The sequence below is a fragment of the Kribbella sp. NBC_01505 genome (assembly GCF_045040285.1).
GTDB lineage: Bacteria > Actinomycetota > Actinomycetes > Propionibacteriales > Kribbellaceae > Kribbella.
This window is the reverse complement of sequence record NZ_CP109425.1, coordinates 4,213,972-4,226,821: the sequence shown is the minus strand read 5'-3', so window position 1 is coordinate 4,226,821 and position 12,850 is coordinate 4,213,972. Positions and strand designations below refer to the sequence as shown.

Here is a 12,850-nt window from a genome sequence, read left to right as displayed (position 1 = left end):
AGTGTGTCAGCAGGTGTAGGGGGAGTTGGGGTGGACCTTTTCGCAGAAGCGGACGTGGAGGTGGTTGTCGTGAGCCGGCCATTCGGTGGTGAGGCCCTCGTTGATCAGGGTGGGGTCGTTGAAGAAGATGATCCGCACGTGACCGGGGGCGGCAGCGTGGATCGCCTGGATGAGCTGGCGGGTGGCAGCGCGGTCGTAGGTGGCCGACTGCCAGGTGATCCGGCCGGCCGTGCACTGGTTGTTGTCGGTTCGGATCGGCCAGATGTCGATGTCCAGTCCGACCTCGTGACTACCGTGGCCGGGGATGTCGCCACCGTGCTCGAACCCGGCATCGCCGTACGGGACCTTGCCCTGGCTGGTGCCGGCGAAGGAGCGAGCGGCCTGCTCGAGCTGCGCGACCGCGGCTGAGGTGGCCCAGTTGGCCGCCGTACCGTTGCCGTCGGGGTCCTGGTCGCAGAGGTTCGCGGTGAAGTCCGGGTAGTCGTAGTGCCAGGCGAGGTTGCGCCAGGTGATCGGTCCGACGATGCCGTCCGACCCGATGCCCGCGTGCGTCTGGAAGGCGGCCACCGCGTCGCGGACCGCCGTACTGAAGACGCCGTCGACCGGGAGGCTGAGGCGGCGCTTGGCGTTCAGCTCGACCTGGAGGGCCTTGACGGCTGCGTTGTTGTCACCGGACCGGATGGTCGGCACGAGCGCGGCCCAGGTCTGCGGGCCGACGATCCCGTCCGAGCCGAGGCCCTTCGCCGTCTGGAACGCCTTGGCCGCGTCGACGGTCGAGGCGCCGAAGACGCCGTCGGCCGGGGCGGTCTGGCTGTTGTGCTGCAGCAGGTACTGGATCGCCAGTACGTCGGCGCCGCGGTTGCCGCTGCTCTGGGTCGGGAAGAACGCGTTGGCGTAGGCGTTCGCGGTGGTCGGGATGAGCGCGAGGGCCAGGGCGAGGAGTACGACCAGGAGACGTCGCATGGGAGATCCTCCGGGGGCGGTCGAAGAAACTAACTTACGGTCGTCCGCCACAATCCGGCATCAATTACCCTGAGCGCAAGGCCCTATTCAAAAGGTGTCGGGTCTCCCGCGCCGATACGGACCACCTCGGCGAAGTCCTCGGAGAAGTCGATCACGGTGGTCGGCTCGGTCCCGGTCTCACCGTCGATGACGGCGTCGACCTGGTTGTCGAGCTCCTCCTTGATCTCCCAGCCCTGCGTCATCGGCTCCTCGTGACCGGGCAGCAGCAGCGTGCTCGACAGCATCGGCTCGCCGAGCTCCTCGAGCAGCGCCTGGGTCACGACGTGATCGGGGATCCGGACGCCGACGGTCTTCTTCTTCGGGTGCAGCAGCCGCTTCGGGACTTCCTTGGTGGCCGGCAGGATGAACGTGTAGCTGCCCGGCGTCGCCGCCTTGATCGAGCGGAAGACGGCGTTGCTGATGTGCACGAACTGCCCGAGCTGGGCGAAGTCCTGGCACATCAGCGTGAAGTGGTGCTTGTCGTCCAGCTGCCGGATCGACTTGATCCGGTCGATCCCCTCCCGGTTCCCCAGCGCGCAGCCGAGGGCGAAACACGAGTCGGTCGGATAGGCGATCAGGCCGCCGTCACGGACCAGGTCGACGACCTGGCCGACCGCTCGCTTCTGGGGATTCTCCGGATGCACATCGAAATACCTGGCCACCTTCCGAGCCTACCGCTGCAGCTCGCGCGCGACGCGAACCACCGGTTCGTACGGCGCTCGGCCACCGCGTCCTCGTAGTGATCGACGAGCCGGCGGGCCACCTCTCGAGCGACGAGCGAGCTGCCGTACGGGCGGTCGGCGTCGTTCATCGCGGACGACGAGGTCGCGCCGCTGTAGTGGAACACTCGGCCAGAGCCTGCTGGCCGGAAAGCCAGTGCAGAAAGGAACTCTGGCCGACGTCCGAATGATTCTCGACCTGTACGAGAGGCGAAGCGATCTTCGTGATCGCGTTCTCCAGTCCGGATCGTCAGGTCGTCGGGGAATAGCCTATTTCGCGAGGCCGACCGCGGTGGCGGTGACGACCAGGTTGTCTTCGTAGCCGCCGTTGTCGGCGTCGTAGGCGCCAGTGCAGGTGATCAGGACGAGCCGATGACCGCCCGTCTGGTCGAACGCACCGCTCCGGGTTGCCAGTGCGTCCTTCGGCACGGAGACCTTCGAGCTGATCCGGTACGTCGCCGTGCGGCCGGGTGCACGCAGTACGACGTACTCGCCGGGCTCGGCCTTGCGCAGGCGCGCGAAGAAGCCGAGCCCCTCGGTCTTCGTGTCGACGTGACCGGCCAGGACGATCGAGCCGAACGGATCACCGGCCTCGGCGCCACCGTCCCACCAGCCGACGCGGCGCGGGCCGGACGGCACCTGCAGCTGGTCGTTGACCGTTCCGGCCGGTACGACGGGTGCGTGGTCGCCGCCGGGCAGCACCACCTCGGTCGGCACGAACCTGATCCGCTGACTGGGCGCCGGCGTACCGACTCGACCCGGTGAGACCTTGGCCGAGGGGGTGATCACCGAATCGAAGGGGGTGGACGACGGCGTCGCGTCGTCCACCCCGGTGCTCGGCACGGCTCCGTCCAGCTGCGCGGTGCACCCCTCCAGGCCCACGCAGCAACACAGCAGCAGTCCGAACAGCAGCCTCCTCAGCGGCGTGTCACCTTTCGGACGGTGATCGCTGAAGCCAGGAGAAGCAGCAGCGCGATACCGGCCAGCCCCGCGGTCTGGTCGGGACCGGCTCCCGTGTCGACAACCTTCGGCTTGGGCGACCCGGCCGGCCGGAGCTTGATCGTGCCGACCGCCACCGTCATCGTCTTCTGGCTCGGAGCGCCGACGGCGAAAACCCGGGTCAGATATCCGGCCTTCACCGGCAAAGCCAACGGACCGAGAACAACCGGCGACTTCGCGCCGGCCGGAACGATCTCGACGCTGTATGTCGCCGCCGGGACGACTACGTCGAGTGATTCTCCGTTCGCCACATTCGCGAACAGGACCTGACCGTTCACCCGAATATCGGCCGGCCCGACCGCGGCCGTGTGCGCGACCCGGACGGCTGCCTTGTCAGCCGGCACGGCGGTCAGTTTGTTGTTGTACGACGTGATCACCGGCGCGCCACCCGGTGAAGCCGGCTGGTGGATCACCACGTCCAGGCTGCCACCGGAACCGACCGTGACCTGGCGCTCGATGACCACTTTCCCGCCTTGTTTCGCGGTGATCGTGCGCTGGCCGGCGGAGACAGCGATCGGGCCGAGCAGCTTCGCGGCAGGCACCTTGGTCGCCACTTCGCGACCGTCGATGCTGATGTCGAGGCTCTGCCCGGGCAGGCCCTGGACGATGTAGACGTTCCCTCCGGCGGCCCCCTCGGCGGGCACCGCGAGCACCGCGGGAGCGGTCGCCACGGCCAGCGCCAGCAGCACCGGAACGGCCCTGCGATTTACCGGACCTCGAATTCTCGAATATACCGATCGAAGATGTTCGAACACACTGCGTTTCTGCATTTTCGCCCCCTGGCTGCCGATCCGGAAAATGACCTCACATTCTCCGAATTCAGCGAATTGCGGCGTATCGTAAGCGCAAACCGATCCGGCCGCCAGAGGCAGCGTGCCCAACCGGATCCCTTCTTTGCGACGACTCGGCTTGGGGGCGATGAGTGATGCCGCATCGCAGGCAGGTGGTGCTCGCGGCTGTGCTGATCCTGGCGCTCGGTGGATGTTCCGGCGGACCCGATCCGGTTGGTCCGAGTCCGGGGGCCGACGACACCATCGCCATTCCACCGCCCGGCCAGTCCAGCTCCGAGACGCCGGGGCCGGGCGTGACCACACCGGGGATCCGACTGGTCGCCGTACCGCGGGCGGATGGGTCGTTCGACGTGGTCGAGGATGTGGTGCTGCCGGAGCCGGCCGACACGCTGCAGATGCAGGTCCCGACCTCCGGGGAGTTGCTGCCGGGCTTGATGACGAAGACGGCACCGCGAGCGTCCGATCTGCAGTTGCTGGCGGACGATACTGTCGTGGCGCTGGATGCGAGCACGGTCGAGACCACGCGGGACATGCCGCTGACGACACCGGCCACGAAGCTTCGGTTGACCTATCGGCTGACGGGGACGACAGTTCGCCGTACGCCGCAAAGGCCGCAGCGGGCGGCGGCTGCGTTGCGACCGCTCATCGCGCCGGCTGAGGACACGTTGCCGACCACCGTTTCCGTCGCGTCCGGGCTGCTGAACGCGGTCTGTCCGCTGCTCACCGAGACCCGTTGCGCGGTGGGCGATCCGCCCAATCTGACGATCCGGCCGGACATCCCGGTCTCGCAGGCGCTGGTGGTGATCCAGTTCGACCTGCCCTGACGACGTTCTGTCCGTGGGGACGCTTACCGTTGGTCCATGGCGGAGGAACGGATCGCGTTGGGGACCGCGCGTGGGCGCTGGGTGCTGGCAGCCACGGCGCTCGGATCAGGGATGGCGTTCCTCGACGGCACGGTGGTGAATGTCGCACTGCCGAGGATGGGCGAGGATCTCGGCGCCGACATGGCCGGGCTGCAGTGGATCATCAACGGCTACATGCTGATGCTGGCGTCGCTGATTCTGCTCAGCGGTTCGCTCGGCGACCGGCTCGGCCGACGGCGGATGTATGTGATCGGCGTGAGCTGGTTCGCGGTCGCATCGATGATCTGCACGTTCGCACCGTCGCTTGAGGTGATGGTCGCGGGCCGCGTGCTGCAGGGCATCGGCGGCGCATTGCTCACGCCGGGCAGTCTGGCGATTTTGCAGACCACCTTCGCGCCGGGCGACCGGGGCAAGGCGGTCGGCACCTGGTCCGGGCTCACCTCGGTCGCGGCCGCGGTCGGGCCGTTCGTCGGTGGCACCTTGGTGGACAGTGGATCGTGGCGGTTGATCTTCCTGATCAACGCGCCGATCGCGCTTGTCACCGTCCTGGTGACACTGCGGCATGTGCCGGAGACCCGGGACGAGACCATGGCCGGCAAGCTCGACCTCAGCGGCGCGGCCCTGGCCACGATCGGCCTGGCCGGGTTCACGTTCGGGTTGATCCAGGCCGGCTCCGGCGGGTTCGGAAGTGCGTCAGTGCTGGCTAGCCTGGTGATCGGGCTGCTGGCGTTCGTGGCCTTCGTCTTTGTCGAACGACGCAGCTCGCATCCGATGCTGCCACCTGGCATCTTCGCGAACCGCCGCTTCACGGGTGCGAATCTGGTCACCGTGGTCGTCTACGGCGCCCTCGGGACGGCGACCTTCCTGGTCGTCGTCTACTTCCAAACAGCCCTTGGGTACGCCGCGGTGTGGGCCGGGGCGTCGTTGCTACCAATGACCGCGCTGATGTTCACCCTCTCCGGATATGCGGGTGGGCTGGCGGAGAAGATCGGGGCGCGAATACCGATGACGGTCGGGCCGTTGCTGATGGCGGGCGGGTTCCTGCTGATGCTGCGGATCTCGCCTGGCGCTCACTACGTCACCGCGGTGCTGCCGGCGGTCGTCGTACTGGGATTGGGTTTGGTGTCGACAGTGGCACCGCTGACGGCGACTGTGCTGTCGTCGGTTGAGGATCACCATGCTGGAATAGCGTCTGGGGTCAACAACACGGTGGCGCGATCGGCCCAGCTGATGGCGGTCGCCGCGATTCCGATGGCGGCGGGGATCACCGGGGAGTCGTACCGGAATCCCGTTGCCTTCAGCAATGGGTTTCACCGGGCGCTGCTCATCTCCGCGGTGCTTGCCGCGATGGGTGCGGTTGTTGCGTGGACCACGCTCGGAGATGGGACTCGTCGCCTGGTGCACCTTCCGCATCATCGGCATTGCGCGTTGGAGGCGCCGCCGTACACGCACGCACCGCGCTAGCACTCGCGCTGTCGCAGCGACATGTCGACAAAACTGTGTTTGTTTTGACACGGTCGTGCGATATAGTCGAGGCGAATCGACCTGGGGAGGTTCAAGGTGTTGGTGTGGTGGCGCGCGGCGTTCGGAGCCGTGGCGATGGGGTTCGCGCTGGGGTGCTCGATCACGGTGTCGGAGGCGGTGCACAACCGGTTCCTGCCGGCGATGGTGTGTTTTGTGGTCGCCGTCCTGCTCATCCGGCCGTTCCGGCGGAGCCAGGAGCTAGGCCTACGGAATGCGGCACGCGGCCTGCTCAGCGGGTTCGTCGTGACTGGCGGCAGCGCGGTTCTGGTGCTGGGCGCGGGCACGCTCGCCGGGTGGATCAGCTGGGGGAAGTTCGAGCCGCATCGCGTGCTGCTCTTCCTGCTGACGAATACGATCATCGCGCTGCTGCTTGAGGCATTGCCCGAGGAGCTGAGTCTGCGCGGTCATACCTGGACTGCGCTGCGATCGCGGTACCGCGGATTTCTCGCCGCTCTTGGGACCACGGTGCTGTTTCTGCTCGTGCCGGGGATCGCTTCCGCGGTGCAGTTGGTGCTCGGCACCATCTTCGAGCTGGACACCCAGGAGCTGAGTCTCGTGCCGCCTGGGCAGGATCCGGTGTCGTACGTGTTCCTGCTGACGATCTTCGGGTTCACGCTCGTCGCCGCCCGCGCGGCCACCGGTTCACTGTGGGCCAGTGTCGCGACGCACCTGACCTTCCTCACCGTGAACCGGTTGACCGTCGACGGAGCCGAACGGGACGCCGGCTGGTCAGCGAACCTGGTCAGCCAGGACGTGCTGCTGCTCGTCCCGGCGTACCTGGTGCTCGCTGCGGTCGGCTACTACGTGCAGTCCTTGATATCGCGGCCCGCGTTGTCCTTGGCCTCGTCGTTGCCCCAGCGCGACAGGTAGTAGGCCGAGACCCACTGGTTCTTCGGGCCGGAGTCGAGGTCGGTCTTCAGCCACCAATGGTTGAACGACGAGCCGACCCGGACCTCGGGACCCCACTGCCGGCAGAAGACGTAGCTCGTGCCCTTGTTCAAGGTGCCGGTGCTGGCGCCTTCGCCCGGGTTGGCGTACCCCGGAGCGTTGGCGAAGGTGTCGACCCAGAACTTGCCGTCGCCGGCGCCGCAGTTCGCGCTGGTCTCGAAGTGCTCGCCGTACGACCAGGTCAGCGGGACGGCGTGCCCGTTGAACGAGGCCTGCTGGACAACGTTGTTGAGCTTCTGCTCGAAGTGCAGGTGCGGTCCGCTGCTGTCGCCGGTGCTGCCGACGATGCCCAGCTGCGTGCCCTGGTCGACAGTGTTGCCGACGGCAACATCACGGCGATCCATGTGCAGGTAACGGGTCTGCCAGCCGTCGCCGTGGTCGATCACGACCATCTGACCGCCGGTCGACGAGTTCAGCGAGGCGCTGACCGTGCCGCCGGCGGACGCGAGGACCGGCGTACCGCGGGTGTTCCCACCGAGATCGACCATGTCGATCATCCACTGGCTCGCGTGGCCGCTGTGGCTGGCGGTGGTCCAGCGCAACCCGCAGGGGATCGGCATCTGGAAGGCAGGCGCGGCCATGGCCGTTGTCGGTACGGCGGCCAGTCCGGCGGCGACCAGAATCGCCAGCAAAGCAAGACGGATGAGCTTCATGGGCTCAGGGTAGGTTCGTCGTACCGGCGAAGCAGTCCTTTCGACCCTGGCTGAAGGTTAGCGCTGTGCGCGGTACTGCGCGCGGACGTCGGCCGGCAGCCGCTCGATCGCATAACGCAGCATCGTCCGCGGCATCGCCGGGGCATGCTCGTCGAGGAACTCCCGGAGCTCCTCCTCCGAGACCCGCTTGCCGGCCTCGCGCAGCATCCAGCCGGCCGCTTTGTGGATGAGGTCCTCGCGATCGTTGAAGACCTCGGGGGCGAGGTGGTAGATGTCCTCGGTCTGACCGCGCCTGATGAACCAGTGGGTCGCGACCAGGGCGATGCGGCGCTCCCACAGGGACTCCGAGCGGACCAGGGTCTCCAGGACGTCGCGCGGCTTGTCGAACAGGTAGCCGCCGACGATCTCCGGGGCGCTGCAGTCGACGAGGTCCCAGTTGTTGATGTACGCCGTACTGCGCAGATAGAGCTCGTAGATCTCGGCGCTCTCCTTCGCGGCCCGATCTGCAAGCAGGCAGAGGACTGCGAGGCGATGCTCGTGGATCGGGCTGGTCAGCGCTTGCTCGAGCTCTTCCAGGGGGACGGACGCTTTGCGGTACGGCTTGAGCAGGTCGCGGATGGTCGAGAGCTTGACGCCGACCATCTGATCGCCGTACCCGTAGCCGCCGGGTTGCAGCTGGAAGTAGCGCTCCAGGACCTCGGCGACCTGGGGATCGGCCACCGCGTCGATCTCGGCGAGCAGCGCGGCCGCGGTCAGGGTCGCGGCGGCCGGGGTTGCGGGGGTTGAGTTTGCGGGGGTTGAGTTTGCGGCGGTTGGGTTTGCGGCGGTCATACGATCAGGCCGCCGCCGACCCGCAGGTTCTGACCGGTGAGCCAGCGGCTGTCGGGGCCGGCCAGGAAGGCGACGACGTCCGCGATGTCCGCCGGTTGGCCCACCCGGGCCAGGGCCGTGAAGCTGATCAGCAGCTGCTGGATCTCGGGCGGGTTGTTGTCGTGGAACATCTCGGTCTCGGTCGCGCCCGGGGAGACCGAGTTGAAAGTGATCCCGCGGGCGCCGTACTCCCGGGCGGCGATCTTCATGAACTGCTCGAGCGCTGCCTTGCTCGCGGCGTACAGGGCGACGTTCGGCATCGGCATGGCGGTGTTGAGGGTCGAGAGCGCGATCACCCGGCCATGGTCCGGCAGGACCTCGGCGGCGCGCTGGATCGCGAAGAACGGACCACGCAGGTTGGTCGCGAACAACTCGTCGTACACACTCTCGGTGACATCGGCGATCGGCACGATCGTGGCCAGCGCCGCGTTGCAGACGAAGATGTCCAGCGTGCCGGTCGGCTCCGCGGCCCGCTCGAACAACTCGGGCACCGCCGACACATCGGCCTGGTCGGACTGCACGGCGATCGCCTGGCCGCCGGCCGCCTTCACCTCGGCAACCACGTCGGCCGCCTTCGATTCACTGTTCAAATAGGTGAACGTGACGACCGCGCCGTCCGCGGCCAGGCGCCGCACGATCGCCTTTCCGATGCCCCGCGACCCGCCGGTGACGAGAGCTGCCTTGCCGTCGAGTACGCCCATTGCCGTTCCTTCCGCCGGAGTCCTCTTTGTCTACCACCCGGCGCGGACAGTCCGCGTCGTCGCTGCAGAGCTTGACTTTCACCGGCAGCGCTGACATCGGGCAGGTCACGCTCCGAGGTCATCCCTTGAGCAAGCGTTGTGACGTTCAGGCGTCGGGGCATACGGTTGGGCCAGGGCAGTTCAACCCGTCAGGACGGACCGGCGGTGCGGGGCTACCCGGGGGAGAAATCGGCGTGACAAGCCAGCCTGAGCCGCGGGACGGCGACATGATCAGAACCACCTTCGACGCGGTGACCACAGAGCTGGAAGCAGGGGTCCTGCTCGTCCGGTTGTCCGGTGAGATCGACATCGCCACCACCGACTTCGCCTCCGAGTCGATCCGGGCCGCCGTCGCACCACCGGCCCGGCTGGTGCTGATCGACGTCTCCGCGGTCACCTTCCTCAGCTCCGCCGGCCTGGGCAACCTGGTCGAGGCCCGGACGCTGGCCGGACGGCACAACATCACCCTGGCACTGGTCGGCGTCGGCCGTCCGGTCGACCGGCCGCTGTCGGTCACCGGGCTGGGGGGACAGTTCCAGATCTTCGCCTCGACGACGGAGGCGCTCGCCGTACTGTGACTTCGCCCGCGTTCTTCTTCAGGTTGCCGTTGGGTTGCCGTTGGCAACTCGGCGTACCGGGTTCAGGGGGTCGCCCGTTGGATGCGGTAGCGTCCGGTATCCCCGAAGAAGGAATGTCATGGGTGACTTAGCCAAGATCGTGATCGTCGTACCGACCTACAACGAGCGGGAGAACCTGCCCGTCCTGGCCGGGCTGCTGTCCGACCTGAACCTGCCCGGACTGGAGCTTCTGGTCGTCGACGACAACTCCCCGGACGGTACGGGTGACGTCGCCGACGAGCTGGCGAAGGAGTCGCCGGAGAAGGTCGGCGTCCTGCACCGCACCACCAAGGACGGCCTCGGCCGCGCGTACATCGCCGGGATCACCCGCGCGCTGGACGAAGGCGCCGACATCGTCATCCAGATGGACGCGGACCTCTCGCACCCCGCCTCGGTCATCCCGCAGATGGTCGAGACCCTGCGCACCACCGACGCCGGCCTCGTGATCGGCTCCCGGTACGTCGAGGGCGGCTCCGCGGCCGCCGAGTGGGGCTGGCACCGCCGGGCACTCTCGGCCTGGGCCAACTTCTACGTGAACGCCCTGCTGCGGCTGCATGTGAAGGACGCCACCGCCGGCTTCAAGGCCTGGAAGGCCGACACCCTGCGCTGGATCGACGTCGCCTCGATCGAGAGCAACGGCTACTCGTTCCAGGTCGAGATGAACTACCGCACCGTGAAGCGCGGCCTGCGCATCGCCGAGGTCCCGATCCACTTCGAGGAGCGCACCGAGGGTGTCTCCAAGATGAGCTTCCGGGTCCAGCTCGAGTCCGCCCTGATGCCCTGGAAGCTGCTCTTCAGCCGCTCCTGATTGTCTTTCACCGCCGTACGGCCTGTTGCGCCGTACGGCGGTTCTGGCGTGCCCTCAGCCGTAGCCCAGCTCGTGCAACCGGGCGTCGTCGATCCCGAAGTGGTGCGCGATCTCGTGCACCACCGTGATGTTCACCTCATCCACCACGTCCTCCACCGTCTCGCACATCCGCAGCGTCGGATTCCGGTAGATCGTGATCCGGTCCGGCAGCACCCCGCCGTAGAAGTGCCCCCGCTCCGTCAACGGGATCCCCTCGTAGATCCCCAGCAGCTCCGGCTCCCCCGCGGGCGGCTCGTCCTCCACAAAAATCGCCACGTTGTCGATCAGTGCCGCCAACTCCCCCGGCACCTCGTCCAGCGCCTCGGCCACCAGCACCTCGAAGTCCGCGCGAGTCATCTCGATCACACCCCCAGCCTAGGCAGGTATCTCGTTTTGGCAGTCGGCGAACTGTCCTCTATGCTTACGGCTGTCCCTGGAGCTTCGGCTCCCGCGGGTCCCAGTCCCCATCGTCTAGTGGCCTAGGACGCTGCCCTTTCAAGGCGGTAACGCGGGTTCGAATCCCGTTGGGGATACGGTCGAAAGACCAGTGTCAGAACCACCTCGAGGATGCTGTAAGATCTTCGAGAAACCTGGCCCAGTAGCGCAGTTGGTTAGCGTGCCGCCCTGTCACGGCGGAGGTCGCGGGTTCGAGTCCCGTCTGGGTCGCCAGGAGAAGGCGGCGGTGAGAAATCACCGCCGCCAAATTTTCTCCCCGGTCAGGTAGCTCAGCTGGTAGAGCGTCCGCCTGAAAAGCGGAAGGTCGGCGGTTCGAGACCGCCCCTGACCACCTTCATTGAGCGTGAATCGGGCCTATCTGGCTCGACTGTGAGTCCCCGTGAAACCCCTTGAAAGACCATTCGTAGTTGCACGGATGTTGCACGCGGATCGCATGACCTACAACGGCCCATCCTCTTCACGAGGACGGGCCGTTTTGTCGTTCAGCTCACATCGCTGTCTTGCCGCAGGGCCCGCGCCTCTATCGACAGCGCAACGACATACGGCGGCCAACTTCTTCGGGGCGGCCCCGGAGCACATGCACACCGGCTGCGAGATTTCGGCCGGCCGCCGAGTGACGAGTCGATGGAAGACACGGCTTCGCGAAAGCCCGGATCGACTCCCCCGCTGACGGCCCGTAGTAACCCTTGGAATAGGCCGCCCGCTGCGCCGCCGGGACGGGACGTGGTTCGGCCGGAGGGCGCGGGCGCGGCCCGGTCCGGCGGCGCGCCCAGCGGGCGCGCCCTTGATCCATAAGAGGTCAATCCGGCAGTAGACAACTCGTCGGCTGGTATCAGGGGCGGAATTTGGGCCTATCGTTTGCGCTGTGGCATGGACACCCGGACAACGTAAAGCTGCGCGTGCACTTGAAGATCCATTTGTTGACGTACCCGACCACCTAACGCAACCGCTCTGGAACTGGATTGCGGGCAGTCTGGCTCTCCGAGGTGGCCGCGGATTGGTCGATGCGGATCGCATGGAGAAGTTGGCGGTTGACCTCCGAACCCACTTCGCAGGCGACACCGGCCCGCAGAAGCTGAGGTCTCTGATGGCCTGGTGCAGCGATCAGCCGACCCGCATGCTCGATGTGGTTGAGCAACTGCTTGAGCGCCACGGCTGGGACAACGGCAGCGGAGAAGATCTCGCCGACCTGTTGACCAGGGCCAACTCGGCATACGTCGTCAACCCGGATTGGGATGGCTTGCAGGAACGGCTGGCCCCTGGGGTCAAGGAAGTGGTCCAAGAGGCGGTGAACGCAGCGAGTGGGTCAGCGGGCGAGCATCTCGCCACTGCGTGGAACGAGGCCTATGGCAGGAACCCGGATCCAACCAAGGCGTACAGCGAGGCGGTCAAGGCCGTTGAGTCAGCGATGGCGTCTAGGGTGGCACCGCAGAATTCCGTACAAACACTTGGCACGATGATTCGAGACATCGCAGCGAAGCCGTCTAAGTGGAAGTTCGCGATTGCCGGCAAGAACGCGGACGGCGTGGAGACAGTGCTCTCGATGATGCGGATGCTGTGGGATGGCCAGACTTCGCGTCACGGCGGCGCAAACCCTACGCGTGTGGAGACGGCGGATGAGGCCCGCGCCGCGGTTCACCTTGCGGCCTCCCTTGTGCAGTTCGGCGTCAGTGGCGCATTCGATCTGGTCTGACGAGATGCGGCAGGACGGCGCGAATACAGGGGCCGCGCACCGATCCGCCTGCTAGGTGTGCTCACCAGGCGGACGGCTCGGCGCTACTCATCAAGCCACTCCGCGCCGAGGCCGTCGCGGTGGTAGCC

Annotated in this window: 14 protein-coding genes and 3 tRNA genes; 9 read left to right on the top strand and 8 right to left on the bottom strand. The window is 66.8% G+C overall.

All coding sequences use genetic code 11. The features are described 5' to 3' along the window. Window positions 1–6: 6 nt before the first annotated feature. From OG474_RS20090 to OG474_RS20075, 4 genes are all read right to left on the bottom strand, one after another. Entirely contained in the window at window positions 7–963 is a 957-nt protein-coding gene (locus OG474_RS20090; protein WP_405063867.1) for a penicillin-insensitive murein endopeptidase, read from the bottom strand. A gap of 83 nt (window positions 964–1,046) precedes the next feature. Next, on the bottom strand, window positions 1,047–1,664 hold the full coding sequence (locus OG474_RS20085; RefSeq protein WP_405063866.1) for an L-threonylcarbamoyladenylate synthase: 618 nt from the start codon (window positions 1,662–1,664) through the stop codon (window positions 1,047–1,049). A gap of 327 nt (window positions 1,665–1,991) precedes the next feature. Then, window positions 1,992–2,564, bottom strand: a complete 573-nt coding sequence (locus OG474_RS20080) for a class F sortase (protein ID WP_405063865.1) — start codon at window positions 2,562–2,564, stop codon at window positions 1,992–1,994. A gap of 74 nt (window positions 2,565–2,638) precedes the next feature. After that, window positions 2,639–3,601, bottom strand: a complete 963-nt coding sequence (locus tag OG474_RS20075) for a DUF4397 domain-containing protein (protein WP_405063864.1) — start codon at window positions 3,599–3,601, stop codon at window positions 2,639–2,641. Window positions 3,602–3,645: 44 nt separating this feature from the next. On the opposite strand from OG474_RS20075, the gene OG474_RS20070 reads away from it, so the two are divergent. From OG474_RS20070 to OG474_RS20060, 3 genes are all read left to right on the top strand, one after another. Beyond that, window positions 3,646–4,335 carry a hypothetical protein gene (locus OG474_RS20070; RefSeq protein WP_405063863.1) on the top strand — a complete coding sequence of 230 codons (690 nt, stop codon included), beginning with the start codon at window positions 3,646–3,648 and terminating at the stop codon, window positions 4,333–4,335. A 36-nt stretch (window positions 4,336–4,371) separates the two neighbouring features. Further along, on the top strand, window positions 4,372–5,838 hold the full coding sequence (locus tag OG474_RS20065; RefSeq protein ID WP_405063862.1) for an MFS transporter: 1,467 nt from the start codon (window positions 4,372–4,374) through the stop codon (window positions 5,836–5,838). A gap of 96 nt (window positions 5,839–5,934) precedes the next feature. Further along, a complete protein-coding gene (locus OG474_RS20060; RefSeq protein ID WP_405063861.1) occupies window positions 5,935–6,768 on the top strand; it encodes a type II CAAX prenyl endopeptidase Rce1 family protein in 834 nt (277 codons plus the stop codon). Here the strand turns inward: OG474_RS20060 and OG474_RS20055 are convergent. Genes OG474_RS20055 through OG474_RS20045 form a run of 3 tightly spaced genes read right to left on the bottom strand, consistent with a single transcriptional unit; the run spans window position 6,699 to window position 9,070 of the window. After that, window positions 6,699–7,499, bottom strand: coding sequence for a M23 family metallopeptidase (locus OG474_RS20055; RefSeq protein ID WP_405063860.1), 801 nt, complete (start codon window positions 7,497–7,499; stop codon window positions 6,699–6,701). The two genes, OG474_RS20060 and OG474_RS20055, sit on opposite strands and share 70 nt — an antisense overlap. 57 nt (window positions 7,500–7,556) lie before the next feature. Further along, a complete protein-coding gene (locus OG474_RS20050) occupies window positions 7,557–8,330 on the bottom strand; it encodes a DNA alkylation repair protein (protein WP_405063859.1) in 774 nt (257 codons plus the stop codon). Then, window positions 8,327–9,070: an SDR family oxidoreductase gene (locus OG474_RS20045; RefSeq protein WP_405063858.1), complete on the bottom strand. Its 744-nt coding sequence runs from the start codon at window positions 9,068–9,070 to the stop codon at window positions 8,327–8,329. The genes OG474_RS20050 and OG474_RS20045 overlap by 4 nt, the downstream gene beginning before the upstream one ends. A gap of 233 nt (window positions 9,071–9,303) precedes the next feature. Here OG474_RS20045 and OG474_RS20040 point away from each other — a divergent pair, with 233 nt between their 5' ends. Together OG474_RS20040 and OG474_RS20035 are read left to right on the top strand one after the other, a co-directional pair. Then, entirely contained in the window at window positions 9,304–9,687 is a 384-nt protein-coding gene (locus OG474_RS20040) for an STAS domain-containing protein (RefSeq protein WP_405063857.1), read from the top strand. Between the two features lie 118 nt (window positions 9,688–9,805). After that, the gene (locus tag OG474_RS20035) at window positions 9,806–10,534 is read left to right on the top strand and encodes a polyprenol monophosphomannose synthase (protein WP_405063856.1); all 729 of its coding nucleotides are present in this window, start codon (window positions 9,806–9,808) and stop codon (window positions 10,532–10,534) included. Between the two features lie 54 nt (window positions 10,535–10,588). Here the strand turns inward: OG474_RS20035 and OG474_RS20030 are convergent, their stop codons facing one another. After that, on the bottom strand, window positions 10,589–10,939 hold the full coding sequence (locus tag OG474_RS20030; protein WP_405063855.1) for a metallopeptidase family protein: 351 nt from the start codon (window positions 10,937–10,939) through the stop codon (window positions 10,589–10,591). A 94-nt stretch (window positions 10,940–11,033) separates the two neighbouring features. Here OG474_RS20030 and OG474_RS20025 point away from each other — a divergent pair. From OG474_RS20025 to OG474_RS20010, 4 genes are all read left to right on the top strand, one after another. After that, a tRNA-Glu gene (locus OG474_RS20025) sits at window positions 11,034–11,106 on the top strand. Between the two features lie 59 nt (window positions 11,107–11,165). Beyond that, a tRNA-Asp gene (locus tag OG474_RS20020) sits at window positions 11,166–11,242 on the top strand. Between the two features lie 45 nt (window positions 11,243–11,287). Further along, window positions 11,288–11,360 (top strand) — tRNA-Phe (locus OG474_RS20015). A 534-nt stretch (window positions 11,361–11,894) separates the two neighbouring features. Continuing rightward, window positions 11,895–12,722, top strand: a complete 828-nt coding sequence (locus OG474_RS20010; protein WP_405063854.1) for a hypothetical protein — start codon at window positions 11,895–11,897, stop codon at window positions 12,720–12,722. The last annotated feature ends 128 nt before the right edge of the window (window positions 12,723–12,850 follow it).